The sequence below is a fragment of the Saccharopolyspora erythraea genome (assembly GCF_018141105.1).
Lineage (GTDB): Bacteria > Actinomycetota > Actinomycetes > Mycobacteriales > Pseudonocardiaceae > Saccharopolyspora_D > Saccharopolyspora_D erythraea_A.
Genome location: NZ_CP054839.1, coordinates 7,189,614 through 7,212,644, shown reverse-complemented (window position 1 = coordinate 7,212,644; position 23,031 = coordinate 7,189,614). Strand labels below are relative to the sequence as shown.

23 protein-coding genes are annotated in these 23,031 nt (G+C 71.2%); 11 read left to right on the top strand and 12 right to left on the bottom strand.

Annotated elements, in window-relative coordinates; genetic code table 11:
* Positions 1-54: 54 nt before the first annotated feature.
* A complete protein-coding gene (locus tag HUO13_RS38460; protein ID WP_372448851.1) occupies positions 55-129 on the bottom strand; it encodes a 50S ribosomal protein bL37 in 75 nt (24 codons plus the stop codon).
* Between the two features lie 201 nt (positions 130-330).
* Here HUO13_RS38460 and HUO13_RS32225 point away from each other — a divergent pair, with 201 nt between their 5' ends.
* Together HUO13_RS32225 and HUO13_RS32220 are read left to right on the top strand one after the other, a co-directional pair.
* Entirely contained in the window at positions 331-555 is a 225-nt protein-coding gene (locus HUO13_RS32225; RefSeq protein ID WP_211898683.1) for a biotin/lipoyl-binding carrier protein, read from the top strand.
* A gap of 3 nt (positions 556-558) precedes the next feature.
* A complete protein-coding gene (locus HUO13_RS32220; protein ID WP_211898682.1) occupies positions 559-2,052 on the top strand; it encodes a PAS domain-containing sensor histidine kinase in 1,494 nt (497 codons plus the stop codon).
* Between the two features lie 245 nt (positions 2,053-2,297).
* Here the strand turns inward: HUO13_RS32220 and HUO13_RS32215 are convergent, their stop codons facing one another.
* The gene (locus HUO13_RS32215; RefSeq protein ID WP_009949684.1) at positions 2,298-2,552 is read right to left on the bottom strand and encodes a WhiB family transcriptional regulator; all 255 of its coding nucleotides are present in this window, start codon (positions 2,550-2,552) and stop codon (positions 2,298-2,300) included.
* A 244-nt stretch (positions 2,553-2,796) separates the two neighbouring features.
* Positions 2,797-3,723: a diacylglycerol/lipid kinase family protein gene (locus HUO13_RS32210; RefSeq protein ID WP_211898681.1), complete on the bottom strand. Its 927-nt coding sequence runs from the start codon at positions 3,721-3,723 to the stop codon at positions 2,797-2,799.
* A gap of 415 nt (positions 3,724-4,138) precedes the next feature.
* On the opposite strand from HUO13_RS32210, the gene HUO13_RS32205 reads away from it, so the two are divergent.
* Complete coding sequence (locus tag HUO13_RS32205; RefSeq protein WP_211898680.1) at positions 4,139-4,570, top strand: hypothetical protein; 432 nt, start codon at positions 4,139-4,141, stop codon at positions 4,568-4,570.
* A 129-nt stretch (positions 4,571-4,699) separates the two neighbouring features.
* Here HUO13_RS32205 and HUO13_RS32200 read toward each other — a convergent pair whose 3' ends face one another.
* From HUO13_RS32200 to sodN, 6 genes are all read right to left on the bottom strand, one after another.
* Positions 4,700-5,167, bottom strand: a complete 468-nt coding sequence (locus HUO13_RS32200; RefSeq protein WP_211898679.1) for a GNAT family N-acetyltransferase — start codon at positions 5,165-5,167, stop codon at positions 4,700-4,702.
* Between the two features lie 16 nt (positions 5,168-5,183).
* A complete protein-coding gene (locus HUO13_RS32195; protein WP_211898678.1) occupies positions 5,184-5,786 on the bottom strand; it encodes an acid phosphatase in 603 nt (200 codons plus the stop codon).
* A gap of 18 nt (positions 5,787-5,804) precedes the next feature.
* On the bottom strand, positions 5,805-6,446 hold the full coding sequence (locus HUO13_RS32190) for a DJ-1/PfpI family protein (protein ID WP_211898677.1): 642 nt from the start codon (positions 6,444-6,446) through the stop codon (positions 5,805-5,807).
* Positions 6,447-6,459: 13 nt separating this feature from the next.
* Positions 6,460-7,455 (bottom strand): GlxA family transcriptional regulator, encoded by a 996-nt coding sequence (locus HUO13_RS32185; protein WP_432757789.1) that lies wholly within the window; start codon positions 7,453-7,455, stop codon positions 6,460-6,462.
* A 22-nt stretch (positions 7,456-7,477) separates the two neighbouring features.
* Positions 7,478-8,296: a hypothetical protein gene (locus HUO13_RS32180; RefSeq protein ID WP_211898676.1), complete on the bottom strand. Its 819-nt coding sequence runs from the start codon at positions 8,294-8,296 to the stop codon at positions 7,478-7,480.
* Positions 8,297-8,685: 389 nt separating this feature from the next.
* The gene (gene sodN, locus HUO13_RS32175; RefSeq protein WP_009949693.1) at positions 8,686-9,093 is read right to left on the bottom strand and encodes a superoxide dismutase, Ni; all 408 of its coding nucleotides are present in this window, start codon (positions 9,091-9,093) and stop codon (positions 8,686-8,688) included.
* 135 nt (positions 9,094-9,228) lie between these two features.
* Between sodN and HUO13_RS32170 the strand changes: the two genes are divergently transcribed.
* Positions 9,229-9,543: a S24 family peptidase gene (locus HUO13_RS32170; RefSeq protein WP_211903307.1), complete on the top strand. Its 315-nt coding sequence runs from the start codon at positions 9,229-9,231 to the stop codon at positions 9,541-9,543.
* Between the two features lie 92 nt (positions 9,544-9,635).
* Positions 9,636-11,240: a GMC oxidoreductase gene (locus HUO13_RS32165; RefSeq protein ID WP_211898675.1), complete on the top strand. Its 1,605-nt coding sequence runs from the start codon at positions 9,636-9,638 to the stop codon at positions 11,238-11,240.
* A 42-nt stretch (positions 11,241-11,282) separates the two neighbouring features.
* Here HUO13_RS32165 and HUO13_RS32160 read toward each other — a convergent pair whose 3' ends face one another.
* Positions 11,283-11,888, bottom strand: a complete 606-nt coding sequence (locus HUO13_RS32160) for a dTDP-4-dehydrorhamnose 3,5-epimerase family protein (protein WP_211898674.1) — start codon at positions 11,886-11,888, stop codon at positions 11,283-11,285.
* Between the two features lie 640 nt (positions 11,889-12,528).
* Here HUO13_RS32160 and HUO13_RS32155 point away from each other — a divergent pair.
* Positions 12,529-13,731, top strand: coding sequence for an NAD(P)-dependent malic enzyme (locus tag HUO13_RS32155; RefSeq protein WP_211898673.1), 1,203 nt, complete (start codon positions 12,529-12,531; stop codon positions 13,729-13,731).
* A 422-nt stretch (positions 13,732-14,153) separates the two neighbouring features.
* Positions 14,154-16,943, top strand: coding sequence for a sensor domain-containing protein (locus tag HUO13_RS32150; RefSeq protein WP_211903306.1), 2,790 nt, complete (start codon positions 14,154-14,156; stop codon positions 16,941-16,943).
* 46 nt (positions 16,944-16,989) lie between these two features.
* Here the strand turns inward: HUO13_RS32150 and HUO13_RS32145 are convergent, their stop codons facing one another.
* Positions 16,990-18,516 (bottom strand): bis-aminopropyl spermidine synthase family protein, encoded by a 1,527-nt coding sequence (locus tag HUO13_RS32145; RefSeq protein ID WP_211898672.1) that lies wholly within the window; start codon positions 18,514-18,516, stop codon positions 16,990-16,992.
* A 254-nt stretch (positions 18,517-18,770) separates the two neighbouring features.
* Between HUO13_RS32145 and HUO13_RS32140 the strand changes: the two genes are divergently transcribed.
* From HUO13_RS32140 to HUO13_RS32125, 4 genes are read left to right on the top strand one after another with little or no spacing between them, the layout of a single operon-like run.
* A complete protein-coding gene (locus HUO13_RS32140) occupies positions 18,771-19,856 on the top strand; it encodes an ABC transporter ATP-binding protein (RefSeq protein ID WP_211898671.1) in 1,086 nt (361 codons plus the stop codon).
* Positions 19,853-20,515 carry an ABC transporter permease gene (locus HUO13_RS32135; protein ID WP_249124229.1) on the top strand — a complete coding sequence of 221 codons (663 nt, stop codon included), beginning with the start codon at positions 19,853-19,855 and terminating at the stop codon, positions 20,513-20,515. Before HUO13_RS32140 ends, HUO13_RS32135 begins: the two co-directional genes overlap by 4 nt.
* Positions 20,512-21,186, top strand: coding sequence for an ABC transporter permease (locus HUO13_RS32130; protein WP_211898670.1), 675 nt, complete (start codon positions 20,512-20,514; stop codon positions 21,184-21,186). Before HUO13_RS32135 ends, HUO13_RS32130 begins: the two co-directional genes overlap by 4 nt.
* A 6-nt stretch (positions 21,187-21,192) precedes the next feature.
* Positions 21,193-22,071 carry an ABC transporter substrate-binding protein gene (locus HUO13_RS32125; protein ID WP_211898669.1) on the top strand — a complete coding sequence of 293 codons (879 nt, stop codon included), beginning with the start codon at positions 21,193-21,195 and terminating at the stop codon, positions 22,069-22,071.
* Positions 22,072-22,224: 153 nt separating this feature from the next.
* On the opposite strand, the gene HUO13_RS32120 is transcribed toward HUO13_RS32125, so the two are convergent.
* Positions 22,225-23,007 (bottom strand): IclR family transcriptional regulator, encoded by a 783-nt coding sequence (locus tag HUO13_RS32120; RefSeq protein ID WP_211898668.1) that lies wholly within the window; start codon positions 23,005-23,007, stop codon positions 22,225-22,227.
* Positions 23,008-23,031: the final 24 nt, after the last annotated feature.

The window sequence follows — 23,031 nt, the reverse complement described above, 5'->3', positions numbered from 1 at the left end:
CCGAACCAGCAGGTTCGGGGCCCTTCCGCGCTTGTCGTGGCGTGAGCGCCGCGGTCAGCTGTTCGGGCGCTTGCCGTGGTTGGCCTTGTTCTTGCGCCGGTCCTTCTTCTTGCGGGCCCGCTTGCCCATGGCAACTCCCTCGGTCTGTGGTCAACGGCTTGTCTCGACCAGCCCGCGCACCGCGTGGACGTCGCAAGGCGTCCGGGCCGACGGCTCGAGCTGGGCCAGCTCGTCAAGTCTGACATGGCCCCACCTGCCGCTTGCCGGTGCCCCGCCACGTGGTTTCCTTGTCTGGGGCCCACCGGGCCCCGCTGTCGAGGAGGGGAACTGATGGCCGAGCGGGATGAGATCCGCGCTGACGTGGCCGCCGGTGTGAAGGCGGTGCGGGTCGCCGAGGGCGACCACGTCAGCGGCGGGGACGCCCTGGTCGTGCTGGAGTCCATGAAGACCGAGATCCCCGTCCTCACCCAAGCGGCAGGCGTCGTGAGCCGGCTGGTCGTGCGGCCCGGCGACGCCGTGCAGGAAGGCGACCTCATCGCCGTCGTCGAGGGATGATCTTTGTCGACGCTCAGTGACCTGCTCGCCGAGCACACCGGCCTGTCCGGGGCCGCGGCCGACCACCTGCAGCTCGTGGTGGCCGAGTGGCAGCTGCTCTCCGACCTGTCCTTCGCCGACTTCCTCATGTGGGTGCATGTCGGCCCGCAGGACGCGCCCGAGTCGCGCTTCCTGTGCGTTGCCCAGGCCCGTCCGACGACGGCGCCGACGGCGCACCCGGAAGACGTGGTCGGCAGCGAGGTGACCCAGGACGAGCACCCGCAGCTGCGGCGGGCGGCCGTGGAGGGCCGGATCTGCCGTGAGGAGGACCCGCGCTGGCACCTGGGGGTGCCGGTGCGGCGGGAGACGATCCCGGTCAAGCACGGCCGGGACATCGTCGCGGTGCTCAGCCGCGACACCAACCTCGCGGTGCCGCGGGTGCCGAGCCCGCTGGAGATCTCCTACCTGGGCAGCGCGGCCGACCTGTGCCAGATGGTCGCCGACGGCACGTTCCCGACCCCGGAGCCCTCGCCCGACGTGCACACCAGTCCGCGTGTCGGAGACGGCCTGATCCGCCTGGACTCCTCCGGCTCGGTCGTGTTCGCCAGCCCGAACGCCCTGTCGGCCTACCACCGGATGGGCCACGCGTCGGATCTGGTCGGCGCCCAGCTGGCGCCGCTGACCCGGTCGCTGCTGACCGATCCGTTCGACGCCGACGAGGTGTCGCAGCGCATCCGGCGCGCGAACGGCGGACAGCCCAGCTTGCGGATGGAGGCCGACGCCAGAGGCGCCACCGTGCTGTTCCGGGCGCTGCCGCTGCACCCGCGCGGCCAGCAGGCGGGTGCCCTGGTGCTGGTGCGCGACGTCACCGAGGTCAAGCGGCGGGACCGGGCGTTGCTGTCGAAGGACGCGACGATCCGGGAGATCCACCACCGCGTCAAGAACAACCTGCAGACGGTGGCGGCGCTGCTGCGCCTGCAGTCGCGGCGCACCGGCAACTCGGAGGCGCGGCTCGCGCTGGAGGAGTCGGTGCGGCGGGTCACGTCGATTGCGCTGGTCCACGAGACGCTGTCGATGTCGGTGGACGAACGGGTCGACCTCGACGACGTCGTGGACCGGGTGATCCCGATGATGAGCGACGTCGCGGCCGCCGAGACCGGGGTGAAGGTCCGCCGGGACGGCCGGTTCGGGGTGGTGTCGGCGGAACTGGCGACACCGCTGGTCATGGTGCTGACCGAGCTGGTGCAGAACGCTTTCGAGCACGCCTTCCCGGAAGGGCAGGGCGGAGAGGTCGTGGTGCAGGCGGAGCGTTCGGCGCGCTGGCTGGACGTCGTCATCTCAGATGACGGTCGCGGCCTGCCGAAGGGATTCTCCCTCGAGCGCGCCGAACGCCTCGGCCTGCAGATCGTGCGGACCCTCGTGGAGTCGGAGCTCCGAGGATCGTTGAGCTTGCGTGGTCGGGGGCGTCAACGCGGAACCGAAGCCGTGCTGAGGGTTCCGCTGAAGTACCGCCGCTGACCGGCGCGTGCGTCGATGTCCGTTGGCACGTCCATGCGGGGTGGCGTGCCGGTGGCCGATCGGTCGGTGCGCACCGGGCTCGCTGCTCGCGAGGCGGGCGCGGCCGACATCAACGCTGATCGACCTGGGTTCTTCTCGTCGGGGTTCTTCGTCTTACGCGACAGCCGTTGGGGCCGGGGCCGGAACACGAGGGTCGGCCAGTGGACCGTGGCCGACCCGTTACGCTTCCGACGGGACGCGCTACCTCAGGCGTTGGTGCGGGCCCGGGTGCGGGAGTTGCGCCGCTTGAGCGCACGCCGCTCGTCCTCGCTCATGCCGCCCCAGACACCGGCGTCCTGGCCGCTCTCCAGCGCCCAGGCCAGGCACTCGGAGGCAACCGGGCAGCGCCGGCAAACGGCTTTCGCCTCGGCGATCTGCAGGAGCGCAGGACCGCTGTTCCCTACGGGGAAGAACAGTTCCGGGTCCTCGTCACGGCAAACCGCATCGTGGCGCCAGTCCATCGTTCCTTGCTCCTCGCTAGGCACGCCCGTGCGTGCCGATAGTTTCGTTCGGGGTGTTTGTGAATGCTTTCACGGAGTCCGTGTGCTTGTGAATGCTTTCACGAACTGCCGTGATGTCAAGGGTTCGATCTCCAGCGGTGAGGGAACTCACCTGAAAGATCGATAGGTCTTGACCTGGGGTTTCGGTTGATCATCGGCAGCGGACGGGGCCACGCGCCGACGACGACCATCCGTTGCGAGAAAGTTATACGGCGACACGCAGGGCGTCCGGTACCGAGGTGAACTCGATGACCGAGCGCTCGCCCAGGTTGTCGCCGTCCACCTGCAGGCGCAACGGCTCCTGACAGGTTACGTGCAGACGACCCACGTCCGCACGCCGAAATGAGTTTCTACCGTGTGGTTTCGCTCTACCGCGCAGCATCTGCGCTACATGATGTAACACAGAGTAAGCATCCATGCTGCGCAGCGAGAAGACGCCGAGACCGGTGTCGAAGGATGTTTCCGGGTTCATCCGCACGGGGCGAGGGCCCAGGTAGGTCCACGGGTCGGTGTTGGTGACGAACGCCGTGTGCAGGTCGGCCACCGGCTCCTCGTCGTCGACCCGCACGCTGATCAGCGGCTTGTGCCGGGCGACGCGGAAGTAGCAGGCCAGGGCGATGCGCGCGTACAGCGCGGGGCTGACCTCCCGGCCGCCGGCGCGCAACCGCTCGACTTCGGCGACCACGTCGGCGTCCCACCCGACGCCCGCGTTGAAGGTGAACCAGCGGTCGTTGGCCCGGCCCAGCCCGACCCAGCGGCCGCTGCCGGTCTCCACCGCGCGCAGCAGCCGGTGCGTGGCCTCGACCGGGTCCTTCGGCAGCCCGAGCGCTCTGGCGAAGACGTTGGCCGAACCGCCGGGCACCACACCCAGCGTCGGCATCGGCGCGGTGCCGGCGGGCGCTGCCGAGAACATGCCGTTGACCACTTCGTTCACGGTGCCGTCGCCGCCGTGCGCGATCACCAGGTCCACGCCTTCGACCACCGCCGCGCGCGCCGCGTCGGCGGCGTGGCCGCGGTAGCGGGTCTCGACGACGTCGAGCTTGAGCGTGCTGGCCAGCGCGTGCGCCAGCACATCCCGGCCCGCCGCGGTGGTCGAGGTCGCCTGCGGGTTGACGACGAGAACGGCACGCACACCCGAAGCCTAGGTGACACCTCGACGGGCGACGCGTCCGCGTCCGCGCGATCGGTCTCCTACCGGCGGACCCCCTTCCGTCCGCTGCGGTACGACCTCGCCGGGCCGAGCCCGGCGGCGGTGGTTGCGGCGGGCTGAGACACCGGCCACCGGTGCGCCTCGCCGTCGACTACCACCAGGGGCCGATCCGCGGCAGGTGCGCAACCCCGGAACGCACCTGGCGTGGACGGATCGGCGTCGGCCGGGCGAGTGGCGGAACGCGCGGGCACCCCGTGACCCTCGACCGCCGCACCAGCCATAGGTCCGATCATTGCTCCCCGACCCCGCGACGGCCATGCGACGTTCGGGCGGTATTACCATCGTGGGCGCACACGTAGAGTGACCGGACTTTTTCTGTCGAAAGGGCGATGGCGTCGTGCCGACCGAAGCAGCCCCGCGATCCATCCGCATCGCCGGCGTCATCACCACCCTGCAGGCGGTGGCCGGACTGGTCTTCGCCACCGCCCTGGTGGTCCGCGGCGCGGCCGTGGACCTCGGCGGCGTGGGTGAGCTGGACCGCCGCTCCACCTACGGCGAGGCGGGGTACTACACCGTGCTGTCGGCCGCGGTGCTCGCGGCGGGCATCGGGCTCGTGCGGGGCAAGCACTGGGCCCGCACCCCGGCGATGCTGCTGCAGCTCCTGCTGCTGGGCGCGGCCTGGTACGCGATCGGGCCGTCCGGGCAGCCGCTGATCGGCTTCGCGATCGCGGCCCCGTCCGTCGCGGTCCTGTGGTTCATGTTCAACCGCGAGGGCCGGGCGTGGTCGTTCTACTCCAGTCCCGCGCCGGACGCCGACCGCGAGAGCTGACCTCCGGGCGCGCGGCCCGGGTGTGCGCCGGCTGGCCGGTGCGCTCCTCCCGTCCGCGGCGCAGGGCCAGTGAAGGCCGCCACTGCGACGCGGACGGTCCTCACTTCGTTAGCTCAACCGGTCCCGTGTTCAGCCCGCGAATGAGCGCAGCGCGTCGTCGGTCAACCGGAAGACGGTCCACTCGTCCATCGGGATGGCCCCGGCGGCCTTGTAGAAGTTGATCGACGGCTCGTTCCAGTCCAGCACCGACCACTCCAGGCGCGCGTAGCCGCGGGCCACGCATTCCTGCGCCAGGGTCTGCAACAGCGCCTTGCCCAGCCCCAGGCCGCGGTGCTCCGGGCGGACGTAGAGGTCCTCCAGGTAGATGCCGAGCACGCCGCGCCAGGTCGAGAAGTTCAGGAACCACAGCGCGAAGCCACCGACCGCCCCGTCCACTTCGGCGACGTGGCCGAAGACGGCGGGCGACGGGCCGAACAGCGCTTCGCGCAGCTGCCCCTCGGTGAGGTGGCACTCGTGCTCGGCGCGCTCGTAGCGGGCCAGGTCGTGGACGAGCTCGACGACGGCGGGCACGTCGGTCTCGGTCACCCTGCGGATCATGTTCCGGCTACCTCCCTCAGTCGCCGGAATCCTGCCACGCGGGGATGTTGGAGCGGACGACCTGGGGTGCGCCGCGCTCGTGGCCGAGGACGGCGACGCCCGCGGGGTCGAGCGCGAAGCCGACGCCCGAGGTGACCGGCAGCCCGAGCCAGCGGGCGACGAGCGAGCGGCTGAAGTGGCCGTGGCCGACCAGGACGACGTCGGACTCGGCGTGGCGGACCCGCGCCAGGACCTTGTCCGCGCGGGCCGTGACGTCGTCGGCGGACTCGCCGGCCGGGCACGAATGCGTCCACACCGTCCAGCCCGGCACGCTCTCGCGGATCTGCGGCGTGGTCAGGCCCTCGTAGTCGCCGTAGTCCCACTCGGCCAGCAGCGGCTCGGTGGCGGCGCCGCGCAGTCCGGCGAGCTCGGCGGTGCGCCGGGCGCGCTCGCGCGGGCTGGTCAGCACCAGTGCGGGCATGACCAGCCCCAGCGAGGCCAGGGTGCGGCCGGCGCGGCGCGCGAGCCGCTCGCCGTTGGCGGTGAGCGGGATGTCGGTGCGGCTGGTGTGCCTGCCGTTGCCCGACCACTCCGTCTCGCCGTGCCGCAGGAGGTAGACGCGGTGCTCAGGACGTGTCACGTCGTGAGCGTAGCCGCGTCAGAGCGCGTTCACCGCCGCGTGCAGGGCGGTGACCATCTCGGCCGGGGCCCTGTCGGGGGACCCGGTGTCGAACGGCGGCTGCGGGTCGTACTCGAGGCCCAGGGTGATGCGCTGAGCGGCATCTTCGCCCCAGGCACGCGCGACCAGTCGCAGCGCCATGTCGATGCCCGCCGACACGCCGGCAGCGCTGACCACGTCGCCGTCGAAGACGACGCGGTCGGTGCTCACCTCGACGCCGAGGCCCGCGAGCACGTCGCGGCAGGCCCAGTGGGTCGTAGCGGTCCGCCCGGCCAGGACGCCGGCCTTGGCGAGCAGCGTGGAGCCGGTGCACACCGACGTCGTCCACGTCGCGGCCGGGTGCACGGCGGCCAGCCAGGCGATCAGGTCGGCGGCCTCGAGGGCGTTGCGCCACCCGGATCCGCCGGGCACCACGACGACATCGGGTCGGGTCAGCTCGGCGAAGGTGGTGGTCGGCTGGACGGTCAGGCCGTTGTCGGCGCGCACCGGGTCGCGCGTCGCGGCCACGAAGTGGCCGGTGGCCGACGGTACGGCGGAGAGCACCTCGTAGGGGCCTACGAGGTCGAGCGCGGTCATGTTCTCGTAGAGCACGAACGCGATGTCGGTCTTCTGCTCGGTCATCTCGGTTTTCCTCTCAACTGGCGGTCCGGAACCGGTCCCGGTAAGCGGCCGGCGGCACCCCGAGCTCGCGCAGGAACGCGCGGCGCATGCTCTCGGCGCTGCCGAAGCCGCACCGGCGGGCCACGCCGCGGTGGCCTGCCTCGAGCAGGGAGCGCGCTGCCTCGACCCTGGCGCGTTCGACGTAGCGGCCGGGGCTGGTGCCGACCTCGCGGGTGAACAGGCGGCTGAAGTGGCGGGCGCTCATCGACATCCGCCGGGCCATGGCGGTGATGCTCAGGTCTCCCGCGGGGTGGGCGGCGATGTCGCCGAGCAACTCGCGAAGGGCCTCGTCACGCACCGGGCGGCTCTGGTTCCAGATGCTGAACTGCGACTGCCCGCCCGGGCGTTGCAGGAACACCACCAGCCACTTCGCGACGGTGCGCGCGACCTCGGCGCCGTGGTCGTCCTCGACCATCGCCAGCGCCAGGTCGATACCGGCGGTCACGCCCGCCGCGGTCAGCATCGGGGCGTCGCGGACGTAGATCGAGTCCGGCAGGACGGTGACGTCCTCGTAGGTCCGCGCCAGCTCGGCGCAGTACGCCCAGTGCGTCGTGGCGCTGCGGCCGCGCAGCAGTCCTGCCTCGGCCAGCAGGAACGCTCCGGTGCACACCGAGGCGACGCGACGCGCCCCGGCGGCCAGCCTGCGGACGTGGCCGACCACCTCGGGATCGCCGACCGCGTCGCTGAATCCCACGCCGCCCGCTATGACGAGCGTGTCGGGGCTCAGCGCGGTGTCGGCGAGGTCGGCGTCGGCGCCGAGGCGGACGCCGGAGGCCGCCCGCACGGTCCGGCCGCCGGGGGAGAGCACCCGCACCCGGTACCCGCCTCCGGTCGCCCGTGTCGCGCCGTCGAAGACCTCGACGGGCCCGGCCACGTCGAGGAGCTGGACCCCGTCGTACACCACCACCGCAACGTCGTGACTGCTCACGACACCAAGAATGGTGAGCGGCCGGGGTGGCAGCAACGACATGCTGCCCTCGGATCAGGACATGTCACTGCTGCGGAGGTTCGGCGGTGCCTCCCGTCAACGCCCCCAGCTTCCCGGCGATCTCGTATCCGGCGCCCTGCTGCAACTCCTCGTAGATACGGCTTGCCCAACCCTGTCCCGGCCGGATGTTGATGACGGCCAGTCCGGAGTATTCGTCCCCGGCCGTGAACCGGCACAGCAGCTTGAGCTGCCGCAGGTCGACGACGAAGCCGTCCAGCACGACACGGCCGGAATAGCCGAGGGGCTTCGTCCGTCCGTCGCCGGACTCGGGTGGGCTGTACTCGGCGACGCGAAGCACCACCAGGTACTGGGTGCTCAGCCCCTGCTCCAGCGTGGCCCGCAGCTCACGGTCGTGGCGTTCTTCCCATTGCGGGGCTGGTGGGTTGAGGGTGAAGCGGTCCTCCCCGAGCGGGCCGTGCGGGCCGGTCCAACGCAACGACTGCACCAGCTCTGTCGCGCCGTCGTAGGCGAAGACGTCGACGTTGTCGACCAGAACGGTGTCAGGGGCCTGGAGCGCCGGCTCCATGACGACCTCGGTGTTGTTGCCGGCCCGATCATTCGTCCCGACGGAGCCGCCCTGGTAGTTCAACATCGGGCTCAGCGGAGGCTTGGCATCGCAGGAGTCCTCACCGGCCCTCCCAGCCGGCAACAGGGACTCGACTTGGACCAGCTTGCGCCGCACCTCATCGAAACGGGGTTGGTAGGCGCGCAACGTGTCGCTCTGGCTGGGTCGTTGGACCTCCTGCGCGCCGCATCCGAGCAAGGTCGCGCACGCGGCCAGGATCGGCACCGCCTTCAGCACGAGCCATCTCGGAGCGCGCACACGACCTCCCCGGCGCAGGGAACCAGCTCAACCGGCCGATCTTCACACGGATCAGCCCACCTTGGCGAGGTACATCAAGGCGGAGCCTGCTGTGCACACGAGCAGTGGATCGAGCCCGCGAGCAGTTCCCCATCCGCGAAGCGGGCGTCTGATCCCACCGGATTTCAGCGCGGACAGCCTGCGTTGATCCAGGTCTCGAACAGCTGCACCCGTTCGGCAGGCCAGGCTTCGTCGCAGGGCATGCTGCCGTCCGAGAGCTTCTCCTAGCCGTCCACAGTGGTCGTTTTCAGGCCGTCCACAGGCCGTCTGACAACACCGGGAGACAAGAAAAGACGCCGACCAACGGGAACATGCTTCCGCTGGCCGGCGTCTTCCTCGTGTGTCTGGCCTCAGCCCTGCTTGGTCTCCCAGAAGATCTTGTCGATCTCGGCGATGTAGTCCAGCAGCTCCTGGCCCTTGGCCGGGTCCATCGAACCCTTGGTCCCGGTGGCACCGGCGGCCTTGGTGGCCTTGTTGACCAGTTCGTGCAGCTGCGGGTACTTCTCGAAGTGCGGCGGCTTGAAGTAGTCCGTCCACAGCACCCACAGGTGGTGCTTGACCAGTTCGGACCGCTGCTCGGCGATCAGGATCGCCCGGGTGCGGAACTCCTGGTCCTCGTTGGCCTGGTACTTCTCCTGGATGGCCTTTACGGACTCAGCCTCGATCCGGGCCTGAGCCGGGTCGTACACGCCGCACGGCAGATCGCAGTGTGCGGTCGCCTCCAGACGCGGGCTGAGGATTCGCGACAGTAGCCGCATCATTCCTCCCTGACAGTGAATGCTCCGACAGCAGGGACCCTACCGGATACCCGCCTCGCGTTCTGCCCGTCGTGCCCACCGTGGATCTTGTTCCCGCGACGTGGACCGCGCCGCGGGAGGGGCAGGATGGGAGCCGTGGTGGTTCTGGGCCGATGGCCGTGGCGGCGCCTGCTGGTGCGCGGGCCGTCGATGGTGCCGACGTTGCGCGACCGCGACGTCGTGCTGCTGCGGTTGCGCGCCCGCCCGCGGGCAGGCGCGGTGGTCCTGGTGCGCTGGGAGCGGCGTCCCGGCCAGCTCTCGGTGAAGCGCGCGGTGCGGGCCGAGGGCGGTGGCTGGCACGTCGAGGGCGACAACGCCTTCGGCTCGACCGACTCCCGCGAGCTGGGGCCGGCCGAGGTGCTGGGCGTGGTCGGCTGGCGGCTGTGGCCGCGGCCCGGGCGGATACGGTGAGTGATACCCGTTCACTCAGGTTTACAACGTTTACGTGAAAATCCTTCGCGCCGGTTGGGCGCGGGGCGCGGCGCAACGCATGATCACCTGCCATGACTAGTTCGGTGACCCGCAGGCGTTTCCTCGGCATGGCCGCGATGCAGTCGGCGGCGGTACTCGGTCTGGGCGCGGTCTCCCTCGGTCGCGCCGACGCCGCCGAGCGTCCCTTCGTACCGGTGGTGGTGGTCGGTTCGGGCTACGGTTCGGCCGCCACCGCGCTGCGACTGGGCGAGGCGGGCGTGCCCACGCTGGTGCTGGAGATGGGCAGGCTGTGGGACCGGGCGGGCGAGGACGGCGCCATCTTCTGCTCGATGCTCGAGCCGGACCACCGCGCGATGTGGTTCAAGACCCGCACCGAGGCGCCGCTGTCGTCGTTGCTCTGGATGGACCTGGTCAACCGCGACATCAAGCCCTTCGCCGGTGTGCTCGACCGCATGCACCCCGGCGACATGTCGGTCTACGTAGGACGCGGTGTCGGCGGTGGCTCGCTGGTCAACGGCGGCATGGCCGTCACGCCCAAGCGCGGCTACTTCGAGGAGATCCTGCCGCGGGTGGACGCCGACGAGATGTACGGCAGGTTCTTTCCGCTGGCCAACCGGATGCTCGGGGTGAACACCGTCGACCAGGCGTGGTTCGAGGAGTGCGAGTCCTACCGGTACGCGCGGGTCTCGCGGGGCCACGCCCAGCGCGCGGGCCTGCGGACCACGTTCGTGCCCAACGTCTACGACTTCGGCTACATGCGGCGCGAGGAGCGCGGCGAGGTGCCGAAGTCCGCGCTCTCCTCGGAGGTCATCTACGGCAACAACCACGGCAAGCGCAGCCTGGACCGCTCATACCTGCCCGCCGCGGTCGGCACCGGCAACGTGACGATCCAGAGCCTGCACCGCGTCCGGAGCATCCGCCAGGAACCCGACGGCACCTACGTGCTGACCGTCGAGCGGATCGACGAGCTCGGTAACCCGCTCGGCACCACCGAGATCGGCTGCCGCTGGTTGTTCCTCGGTGCGGGGAGCATGGGCACGACCGAACTGCTGGTGCGGGCACGGGAAACCGGTGTGTTGCCGCGGCTCGCGGACTCCGTCGGCCAGGGCTGGGGCACCAACGGCAACGTGATGCTCGGCCGCGCGCTGCACGGCTGGGACCGCACCGGCTCGGTGCAGTCGGGGATGCCGGCGCTGGGCATCGACAACTGGGACGACCCGGTGCACCCGGTGTTCGCCGAGATCGCGCCACTGCCCGCCGGGATCGAACTGCTGACCAGCCTTTCGCTGGCAATCACGCGAAATCCCGAACGCGGCGGCTTCAGCTATGACCCGGCGGCCGACGCCGTGCGCCTGCACTGGTCGGCCTCGCAGGGGCGGCCGTCGGTCGAGGCGGCCAAGGCGCTCTTCGACCGGATCAACCGGGCCAACGGCACGGTCTACCGACACGACATGTTCGGCGACAGCCGGGCTTTCGAGGACCGGTTCACCTACCACCCGCTGGGCGGCTGCGTGCTGGGTGAGGCGACCGACGACTTCGGGCGGGTGCGGGGATACCGCAACCTCTACGTCACCGACGGCTCGCTGATCCCGGGATCGACCGGCGTGAACCCTTTCGTCACGATCACCGCGCTCGCCGAGCGCAACGTCGACCGGGTGCTGTCCGAGGACTTCTGAGCGCGGCGGGCGGGGCGGCACGAGATCCCCGCCCGCACGTTCCTACTCGCTGCGCAGCTTCTCGTAGTGGGCGAGGCATTCCTGGTAGTCGGGCAGCAGGCCGGACGCGGCGGCCTCGGCCAGGTTCGGGGCTTCGCGGTCCTTGGCGGACAGGATCGGCTCGCCGTCGAGGTCGCCCCACGGCAGGCCGAGGTCGGGGTCGAGCGGGTTGATGCCGTGCTCGGCGGACGGGTTGTACGGAGTCGAGCAGAAGTAGGCCACCGCCGTGTCGTCGGTGAGCGCCACGAACGCGTGGCCGAGACCTTCCGCCAGGTAGACGGCGCGGTACTCGGCGGAGTCCAGGCGCACGGCCTCCCAGCGGCCGAAGGTCGGGGACCCGACGCGGATGTCGATCACGAAGTCCAGCAGGGCGCCCTGCGCGCAGTAGATGTACTTCGCCTGGCCCGGTGGCACATCAGAGAAGTGCACACCGCGCACCACGTTGCGAGCCGAGACGCTGTGGTTGGTCTGGGCCACCCGCAGCGCGTGCCCGGTGGCCTCGACGAACGCGGCTTCCTGGTAGGGCGCGACGAACAGCCCGCGGTGGTCGGGGAAGGACCTCGGGCTGAACTCGAACGCGCCGGTGATCTCAAGTTGACGTGCCTGCACGGTCGAAAAGCCTATGGTCGGTGCTTCGGCGCGCGCGCAGGCGGGTTGGCGCGCGCACGACATGTCCGGGTGCAGGCCCGTGCCGGTGATCGCAGGTGAGGCTGGTCCACTCGGGTGACGGTGTCCCGCCGAGTTTTTCCGGCATTTCGGGCAACAGATCAAGAACTAGGCAAAAGATTTCTGTTTCCGTCAAGTTCTCTGGCGTGTTCTTGGAAAATCGCTGCGACAGGGCGAGAATTTTTCGGTATCACTAAAGGGCCGGTTCGGATGATCCCGACACCGCGCACGGGAATCGGTCCGGGTGCTCGCGGGTTGATCCGGCAAGGACGCCGGGGCATCTCGCGCGGGGCACCAGGCGCCACGCAGGCCCCGCAGCCCAATTGACAAAATGTTGAAGAGGCTGGTGGGGTGTGATCCCGATCGCTGACAGTGGCAGGGCCACCTGCCACACTGGCCCGACCGCAGCGTCCGCCGAGCCGCTGTCCGCACCAGGACGGCCGGAATCGGTAGTTCGAGACGCCCGCCCGCTCGGTACCGCCCGAGCCTGCCGGGTTCTTCGCCCGGGCGGCACTTCGCCGCCCATTCGCCAGGAACGGAGCCGGGACTCCGCGCCTCAGGCCATGGCAACAGGAGGGACGCCGTGACCACCGTGAACGACCGCACCGCGAGCAGCGGTACCGGGTCGGACCTGACCGACCAGGAGATCTTCCAGGCCCACGAGGGAGGCAAGCTCGGCGTCGGCGTCACCGCCCCGCTGACCAGCGCCCGCGACCTCTCGATCGCCTACACCCCCGGGGTGGCCAAGGTGAGCCGCGCCATCGCCGCCGACGCGTCGCTCGCCGACCGCTACACCTGGACCCAGCAACTGGTCGCGGTGGTCAGCGACGGCACCGCGGTGCTCGGCCTCGGCGACATCGGCCCCCGGGCCTCGCTGCCGGTCATGGAGGGCAAGTCCGCGCTGTTCAAGGAGTTCGGCGGGCTGAACTCGATCCCGCTGGTGCTCGACACCACCGACGTCGACGAGATCGTGGAGACCCTGGTCCGGCTGCGCCCGTCGTTCGGCGCGGTCAACCTGGAGGACGTCGCCGCGCCGCGCTGCTTCGAGCTGGAGCGGCGGCTGATCGAGGCGCTGGACTGCCCGGTCATGCACGACGACCAGCACGGCACCGCCGTGGTGACGCTCGCGGCGCTGACCAACGCCGCCAAGGTCGTCGGCCGCGAGCTCGGCTCGCTGCGGGTGGTCATCGCCGGTGCCGGCGCGGCCGGTGTGGCGTGCGCGAAGATCCTGCACACCGCCGGGGTCGGCGAGATCATCGTGACCGACTCGCGCGGGGTCATCCACGAGGGCCGCGACAACCTCACCCCGATCAAGCGGGAGCTGCTCGGCTACACCAACCCGCGCGGCGTGACCGGCGCGCTGGCCGACGCCATCAAGGGAGCCGACGTGCTGGTCGGGGTCTCCGGCGGCACGATCTCCGAGGAGGAGATCAGCACGATGGCCGAGGGCGCGATCGTGTTCGCGCTGTCCAACCCCGACCCCGAGATCCTGCCCGACGTGGCCGCCAGGCACGCCTCGGTCGTGGCCACCGGCCGCAGCGACTTCCCGAACCAGATCAACAACGTGCTGGCCTTCCCCGGCATCTTCCGGGGTGCGCTGGAGGCCGGCTCGCGGATGATCACCGACCGGATGAAGGTCGCGGCGGCGGAGGCGATCGCCGCGGTCGCCGCCGACGACCTCTCGGCCGACTACATCGTCCCGAGCCCGCTGGACCCGCGGGTCGCTCCCGAGGTCACCGCCGCGGTGGCGCGGGCGGCGCGGGAGGACGGCGTCGCTCCGAACTGACCGGTCGCTCGCGGAGGTCACCCGAGCTCCGCGTTGACCTGGATGGGCGATAGGCAGGGCCGAAGTGTTCACCCGAAGTGGTGAGACTTCGGCCCTGTCGCCTGCGTGACCGCGGTTGGAATCGGGTGACCTGGCAACCGTTTTTTCCTTTCGGCGTCATCATTGTGAGTGCGGTTAGTCACCCAATAGGGCACACCCGACCGCCGAAACGTGTCCGGAAGGTAGCCACACGTGAGTTGCGCTGCACCGTGGCATGGACCACTGGTCCATGCCGGTAAGGTCGGCTCCGGAGTTCGCTGTGGTTCCGGTCACTCGTTCGCGGCGTGCTGGCGCGAGCCGGTGGTGTGCCCGCGGAACGCGGCCGCTACGCAGGAGGGGTGCTGTTGACCGATCGGAGCGAAAGGATCCGACGTGCCTCCGGTGTGCTCGACGTCGACGGTGGACTCGAATGGGAGGCCGAGGCCCTGGTGATGCCCGTCGCCCCCGCGCTGCTCACCGATGCCGAGGGCGTCGTGGTGCGGGCGACCGGTCAGGCCGTGCGGCTGGCCGGCGAGACCACCCCGGCCGCGCTGATCGGCCGCAGGCTGACCGACCTGGTCGTCGGCGACGGCCCCGTCGCCAAGCTCAAGGGCCGCGACGGCGAGGTGTCGGTCCGCCCGGTGAGCTGGTCGCACGAGGAGGACGAACGGCTGCGCGTAACCGTGCTGGTCGACGTCTCGGATCTGGTGGCGGCCGATCCCGTCCCGCAGTCCGGTGCTCCGGCAGGCGACGAGCGCACCCGGCTGATCGACGCGCAGCGCATGGCCAAGGTCGGCAGCTGGATCTACTACCCAGGCACCGGTGAGTTCTACCGCAGCCCCGTGCTGGAGGAGCTGTTCGCCGCCTCCGGAGCCACCGACACCGGCAACCCCGCCGACCTGGTCGACGCCGTGCACCCGGAGGACCGGCAGAAGGCCAAGGACTTCGAGCGGCAGATCCGCCGGATCCCCGAGGGCAGCCTGATCGAGGTCGAGCTGCGCGACCGCGGCGGCAGCCGCGTCTACCTGTGCACCGCCCGCGCCGAGTACGGCACCGACGGCAGGCTGGAGCGGCTGCAGGGCACCGTCCAGGACGTCACCGAGCACCGCTACCTGGAGCGCAGGCTCCGCGACGAGCGCCGCAAGCTGCACGACGCGCAGCGCGTCGCCCGGCTGGGCACCTGGGAGTGGGATCCGGCAACCGACAACATCCGCCTCTCCGAGATGCTGCACGAGATCATCGGCAAGAGCTCGGAGACGGTGATCTCCTTCGAGTCCTACGTCGCCGCCGTCCACCCCGACGACCGGGTGTGGGTGCGCAACGCGTGGCGCCCGCTGGTCGAGGAGCACGACCCGATCGAGGTCGAGCACCGCTACCTGCGCGGGGACGGCGCGGTGCGCATCCTGCGCATGCACGGCACCGCCGTCCGCGACGCCGACGGCAGGACGCTGCTGGTCGGCACGGCGCAGGACGTCACCGAGCAGCGCACCGCGGTGACCCGCATGGAGCGGTCCAGCCAGCGCTTCACCGACCTGGTCGCGGTCACCCCGGTGGGCATCGGGCTGTTCGACCAGGCCGAGCGGCTGGTCGACGCCAACGACGCGCTGTGCGACCTGCTCGGCTACCGGCTCGACCAGCTGCGCGGCATGACCGCGCAGGACATGACCCACCCCGACGAAGACGGGATGCGGCTGCAGACCGCCTCGCACCAGGGCGGTCGCGGCAGCGGCCGCCGGAAGGTCCCGCAGCGGCTGCTGATCCGCTCCGACGGGGAGCCGGTGTACTGCGAGCTGCACGTCGCGCTGTCGGTGCAGGACGACGGGACCCGGTTCTGGCTGGTGGTGTTCCAGGACATCACCGAGCGCCGCCGCGCCGCGGAGGCGCTGCGCTACCAGGCCACCCACGACGACCTGACCGGGCTGCCGAACCGGGCAGCGGTCAAGGACCTGCTGGGCCACCTGCTCGGGCGCGCAGACTCCGCCGAGGGTGTCGCGGTGCTGTTCTGCGACATCGACAACTTCAAGCGGGTAAACGATTCGCTGGGCCACGACGCGGGCGACGAGCTGCTGGTCGCGCTGGCCAGGAGGCTGGAGGGCGGGCTGCCCGACGGCTGCACCGCTGCGCGGCTCTCCGGCGACGAGTTCGTGATCATCTGCCGCGACATCGCCACCGTCGGCGGGGTCGACCAGCTCGCCACGCGCGTGGCGGGACTGCTGCGCACCGCGGTGCCGGTGCACGGCCAGCTCATCCGGGTCTCGGCCTCCATCGGCGCCGCCGTGCCCAACGGCAGCGGCGCGGGCGGCGAGGACCTGCTGCGGTTCGCCGACGCGGCGATGTTCGAGGCCAAGCGGCGCGGTGCGGGCAAGGTGTCGCTGGCCAGTCCCGCGCTGATGGCCTCGGCGGACCGCCAGCTGCACCTGGAGGGCCAGCTGCGCGACGCGCTGAACAACGACGGGCTGACCCTGTACTACCAGCCGGTGGTGAGCTCGGACGGCTCGATCGTCACCGCCGAGGCGCTGGTGCGCTGGCCGCACCCCGACCGGGGACTGCTCAGCCCCGACGCGTTCCTGCCGGTCGCCGAGCAGGGCGACCTGCTGCGCGAGCTGGACCGCTGGGTCCTGCGCACCGCGTTGAAGGAGGCGGCGAGCTGGCCGAGCTCCAACGGCAGGCAGGTCGGCGTCGCGGTGAACCTGGCGGGCCTGGTCCCCGGCGGACCGGACTTCGTCGACACCGTGGCCGACGTGGTCGCCGATGTCGGCATCGACTGGCATCGGGTGATCCTGGAGCTGGTGGAGACCGCGCTGGTGGACCTGCCGTCGCGGACCCGGCACGCGATGGGCGAGCTGGTGCAGCGGGGCGTGCGATTCGCCGTCGACGACTTCGGAACCGGCTACTCCTCGCTGGCCCGCCTCAAGGACCTGCCCGCGCAGATCATCAAGGTCGACCGCCGCTTCGTCTCCGGCGTCGGCGGCGACGCGTCGGACTTCGCGGTCGCGCGGGCGGTCGTCGACATGGCGCGGGCGATGGGCAGGCAGTGCGTCGCCGAGGGCGTGGAGACCGCGACGCAGTTCCACGTGCTGTGCGGGGTCGGTGTCGACGCCTACCAGGGCTGGCTGTTCTCCCGGCCGATACCGGCGCGGGAGTTCCGCACCATCCTGTCGATGGGACCGCTGCACGTGCCGCGCAGCAGCTGAAACGTCAAAACTCCTCGCGTGAAGCCGCGACCGGGGCCACCGCGCGTCAGTCCACGACGCGCAGCAGGGTCCGCAACCGGTGGCGCGGCAGGTCGATCAGGCGCAGGTCCAGGTCGTCGGTCACCGGTGCGCGCTCGGCGACGAGCTCCCTGGCCTCCCGCTTCGTGAGGTCTTCGGAGACGCTGATCAGCGCCTCGCGCCAGGTGTTGCCGACCTTGCCGTGCGCGCGGCGCAGCAGGTAGCCGCGGGAGCTGGGCTCGTCCACCTCGGCGGCGACGACGATCGCGTGCTTGGGGTCGGGCGTGCTGCGGTGGAAGCGCAGCTCGTACTTCGGCGCGACGAGCTCGGTGAGCGCGCCCTGCGCGGCCTCGCTGGTGATGTCCGGGTGGTTGTTGTCGACCACCAGCCCCAGGCGTTCGGTGTTGCAGGCCATCAGCATCCGCAGCAGCCACGGACCGGGGTCGGCGCGCAGGTCGAACACCGGAGCGCTGACCTTGAGCTGCACCGGCCGGGTCCATCCCGGGTCGCGCAGCGTGCTGACCATGGCGCCGATCCGCTCGCCGATGGCGTGCAGGAACTCCTCCGGCGCCGAGGTCTCCCGCGCCTCCACCGACTGCGGGCCGTGGGTGTAGATGCCGACCGCCTGCCGCAGCGCGAGCTTGCGGGTGTGCGCGGTCGGCTGGCACACGTAGAGGTCGCTGGCGCTGCCGATGGCCTGCGCGCCGTGGTAGCGGTGGAAGTCCGGCAGGATCGCCTCGAAGACCATGCCCAGCCGCAGCAGCTCCTGCTGCACCTTGTGCCCGAGAGCGGGGCTGCGCGGGCTGAAGCCGTAGGCGATCAGGACCCGGCTCTGCGGCCCGGCGAGGCACTCCGCGGCGCGCGTGGCGAACAGGCCGATGCCTTCGGGCGTGTAAGGCGGGTCGGTGAAGACCAGGTCGGCTTCCAGCTGCGGAGGAAGCCCGAACCGCAGGTCGGTGTGCAGGGTGCGCACGGCGAAGCCGTGCTCGGCCGCGACCCGGTCGATGTGGGCGAGCACCCGCTCGTCGAGGTCGACGACGGTCACCGACGCCGACGGGCACACCAGACCCACCGCGAGCGAGGTCAGGTCGTGGTCGCCGACGAAAAGCACCCGGGCGCCGTCCAGGTCGTAGTGGTCGCGCATCCACTCGGCACGGCGCAGCACCGACTCGGCGGTAGCGGTCACGTGGTCGAGCGCGACGAGCGGAGCGGGACCCGACTCGATGAACTCGCGGACCTTCTCCAGCGCGCCCGGCGGTGTCGACGGGGGCTGCTCCAGCGCGTCGAGCGCGAAGCGCTCGCGGTAGCGCCGCGCCGCATCGGGCCGCAGCCGGTAGGTGCCCTCGCGGGACTCGACGTCGTCGCCTGCGGCGGAGATGACCTCCTCGACGCTGCGGCGGGGGACGGCGGTCAGCCGGATGAGGTCGTCGAGCGACCGGGGCGCGGCGGCGAGCAGGGCGAGGACCTCGCGAAGCGAGCGCGCGTGCATGCCGGTCTCGGCCAGCAGCGCCTGCATCGAGTCGGTGGGCGGCGAGTCGTGTTGGGCAGCGTTCATCGGAGGCTCAGCTTACGGCTTCGCCGGGGCGCACGCCGCCGCGCGGTGCCGCCTCCGCCGGTGTTCCGGCTGCCGGGAACGCGCTGGCAGGAGATGCCTTGTAGATCACACGTGAGTCTCGGTCGATCGCACGGTTGGGCTGATCGAGTTAGGGTCGGCCAGGACGTGACGCTCGGTGTCGCGGACGGTGCCCGGCGCCGGACGCGCTATCGGACCCGCGCAATCCGTCGGGACAAGCTCTGAGGGGGGCTCGGTTGATCGAGTTCCAGTCCGTGCGCAAGCAGTACGACAACGGCACCGTCGCCGTCCACGAACTCAGCCTGGTCGTGGAGACCGGCACCATCACGGTCTTCGTCGGGCCTTCGGGGTGCGGCAAGACCACGCTGATGCGGATGGTCAACCGGATGATCGACCCGTCGTCGGGCACCGTGCTCGTCGACGGCACCGACGTCCGCGAGTCCGACCCCGCGCGGTTGCGCCGCGGCATCGGCTACGTCATCCAGCAGGCCGGACTGTTCCCGCACCGCACCGTGCTCGACAACATCGCCACGGTCCCGATGCTGTTCGGCCAGCGCCGGCGCGAGGCCCGCAGCCGCGCGGGCGAGCTTCTGGAGCTGGTGGGCCTGCCTTCCGAGCTGGCCTACCGCTACCCGGCGCAGCTCTCCGGCGGTCAGCAGCAGCGGGTAGGGGTGGCCAGGGCGCTGGCGGCCGACCCGCCGGTGCTGCTGATGGACGAGCCGTTCAGCGCGGTCGACCCGGTGGTGCGCGAGGGGCTCCAGGACGAGCTGCTTCGGCTGCAGGCCGAGCTGGACAAGACGGTCCTGTTCGTCACCCACGACATCGACGAGGCCATCAAACTGGGAGAGAAGGTGGCGGTGCTGCGCCAGGGCGGCCACCTCGCCCAGTACGCCGAGCCCGACGACCTGCTCGCCGAACCCGCCGACGACTTCGTGACCTCCTTCGTCGGCCGCGACCGGGGCTACCGGCGGCTGTCCTTCGTGGACTCCGACGGCATCCGCACCGGTCAGGTCGACACCGTCCGGGTGGGCGAGACCGCGCAGCCGAGCGCCGAGTGGCAGCTCGCCCTCGACGCCGACGGCAGGCCGCGCGGCTGGCTCGAACCCGGCACCACCGTCTCCGGCCCGCTCGCCGAGGACCGGCTCGTCGCGGGCGGCTCCCTCTACACCGAGCACGCGCCCCTGCGCGGCGCGCTCGACGCCGCCCTGTCGGCGCCCTCCGGGCTCGGCGTGGTCGTCGACGCCGACGGCGGCTACGTCGGGGTGGTCACCGCCCGGCACGTGCTCGACCTCATCGAGCGCAGGCGGGACGCCACGGCATGATCGACGAGCTGATCCGTTTCTTCGCCAGTCCCAGCAACAGGGAACTGGTGGTCGGCCAGCTCGGGGAGCACATCTACCTCTCGCTGGTGCCGCTGGTCCTCGGCGTGCTGCTGGCACTGCCGCTGGGACGGCTCGCGCAGCGGGTGCGGTGGCTGCGCGGTCCTCTGCAGGGCACCGCGAACGCCTTCTACACGGTTCCGTCGCTGGCGCTGTTCGTGCTGATCCCGGGCATCGTGGGCACTCCGCTGCTGTCGCCGCTCAACGTCGTGATCGCGCTGAGCATCTACACCGCCGCTCTGCTCCTCGGCCCGGTGGCTGACGCGCTGGAGTCGGTGCCCGCGCACATCACCGCCGCGGCGACCGCGCTCGGCTACCGGCCGCGGCGGCTGTTCCTGTCGGTCGAGCTGCCGCTGTCGGTGCCGGTGCTCGCGGCGGCCGTGCGGGTGGCCTCGGTCAGCAACATCAGCCTGGTCAGCGTCGGCGCGCTCGTCGGCATCGGCGGGCTGGGGCGGCTGTTCACCGACGGGTTCCAGCGCGACTACCTGGTGGAGATCGTCGTGGGAATCGTGCTGACGCTGCTGCTGGCGCTGGTGGTCGACCTGCTGCTGGTGGCGCTGTGGCGGGTGCTGACGCCCTGGACGCGAGCGGAGCGGGCATGATCGGCGAACTCGTCGCGTGGCTGACGAACCCGGCCAACTGGACCGGGCAGGGCGGCATCCTCGTGCAGACGTTGCTGCACCTCTACTACTGCGTCGTCTCGGTCGCGGTCGCCGCGCTGGTCGGCGTGCCGCTGGGCGTCTACATCGGCCACACCGGGCGCGGCGCCGTGTTCGTCGTCGGCGCCAGCAACGCCATGCGCGCCCTGCCGACGCTGGGCGTGGTGACCCTGCTGGTGCTGTGCTTCGGGCTCGGTGAGGCGCCGGCGCTGGCGGGGCTGGTGATCCTGGCCGTCCCGGCGATCGTGTCCGGCACCTACGCCGGCATCACCAACGCCCCGCCCGACGCCGTCGACGCGGCCAGGGGCATGGGCATGACCTCGTGGCAGCGGCTGTGGCAGGTGGAGCTGCCAAACGCGCTGCCGCTGCTGTTCGGCGGGGTGCGCAGCGCGATGCTGCAGGTGGTGGCCACTGCGGCCGTCGCGGCCTACGTCGGGCTCGGCGGTCTGGGCCGCATCCTGCTGGACGGGCTCAAGATCAGCGACTACGCGCAGATGGCCGGGGCGGCGATCATGATCGCCCTGCTGGCCGTGCTGCTCGATCTCGTGCTGGCCGGAGTGTCCAGGCGCCTGATCCCGCGCGGACTGGTGCCGGCCACCCGAAATAGGAGGTAACGGACCATGAAGCGGTTGCTCGCCTTCGCCGCGGTGGCGGCATTGGCGCTCACCGGCTGCGCGTCGCAGGACCCGCTGGAGGCGAACAAGGCACAGGGCGGAACGGTCGTCGTCGGCTCCGCCGACTTCGCCGAGAGCGAGCTGCTGATGGAGATCTACGCCGAGGCGTTGCGCTCCACCGGCACCGACGTGCAGACGCGGCCTCGCATCGGAGCCCGCGAGTTCTACGTCAACGCGGTCAAGGGCGGCGAGCTGACGCTCGTGCCCGAGTACACCGGGAACCTGCTGGCGTACCTGGACAAGCAGGCTGGCAGCACCGAGTCCCAGGAGGTCTACAACCAGCTCAAGGGCAAGCTGCCGCCGGAGCTGGAACTGCTGGAGCAGTCGCCCGCCGAGGACTCCGACGTGCTGGCGGTGACCGCCGCGACGGCCGGGACCGGCGTGCGGTCGATGACCGACCTCGGGCCGCGCTGCGGGGAGTTCGTGCTCGGTGCTCCCGCGGAGTGGAAGTCGCGGTGGGAGGCCCGCATCGGCGAGGTCTACGGCTGCAAGTTCAAGGAGATCCGCAGCGTGGAGGCGGGCACCGTCACCGTCGGCGCGCTGACCGGCAACCAGGTGCAGGTGGCCAACCTGTTCACCACCTCGTCGCAGATCCAGCAGAACAACCTGGTCAAGCTCGACGACCCGGCGAACATGTTCCCGGCGCAGAACGTGGTGCCGCTGGTGCACAAGTCCACGCTCAAGCCCGAGCAGGTCGCGGTGCTGAACAAGGTCTCGGCGGCCCTGACCACCGAGAAGCTGACCGACCTCAACCGGCAGCTGGAGGTCGACAAGGCCAACCCCGCCGACGTGGCGAAGTCCTTCGTCGCCTCGGCCGGCATCTGAGGCCGCCGTCGACGACGACGCCCGTGGTCCCCTGGACCACGGGCGTCGCTGCTTTTCAGGAGGCGCTGTAGTCGGCGGTGCGTTCGGCGTCCCACTCGCCGCGGACCGCGACGGCGGCGTCGATGGCCGGCAAGTCGACCAGCTCGCGCCTCGCTACCCGTGGCCGCCGATGCGGGCCGTCAGTTCCCGTGCGGTGCGGCCCACCTGCTCGGCCACTTCCGGCCAGGTCTGCCCGCACTCGCCCGCGCCGTCGCAGAAGTGCCGGAAGGTCACGCTGATCGACGCCGTCGGCCGGCCGCCGTAGTCGAAGACCGGGCACGCCACCGACGCGAACCCCGCCGTGACGTAGCCGTCCTCCACCGCCCACCCGAGCCGCCGCTCGGCCGCCAGCACCCGCCGAAGCTCCGGGAGGTTGCGCGGCCCGCGGTCGGTGCGCAGCACGAAACCGGCGGCCGACGGGAACAGCGCCCGGACCTGCGCCGCGGGCAGGTGCGCCAGCATCGCGCGGCCGGACGCGGTGAGCTGCGCGGGCAGCCGCACCCCCACGTCGGTGACCAGCGTCTGCGGCTGCGACGGGCGCTCCTTGATCAGGTACAGCGACTCGCCGCCGTGCAGGACACCCAGGTGCGCGGTCCGCCCGACCTGGTCGACGAGCTTGCGCAGCAGCGGCCCGGCGAGGCGTTCCAGCGGGTCGTGGCGCAGGTAGGCCGAGCCCAGCTCGAAGGTGGCCACGCCGAGCCCGTAGCGCCGCTCCTCCGGCAGGTGCGTCACGAAGCCGGCCGCGACGAGCTCCGACAGCAGGTGGTAGGTCGTCGACCTGGGCAGCTCCAGCTCGCGGGCGATGACCCCGGCCGACACCGGTCCCGGCCGTCCCGCCAGCACGCCGAGGATGGCCAGCCCGCGCCGCAGCGCGGGCACGTCGCTGCTGCCGCCCACGCCCGCTTCCCTCCGTCTGGGATC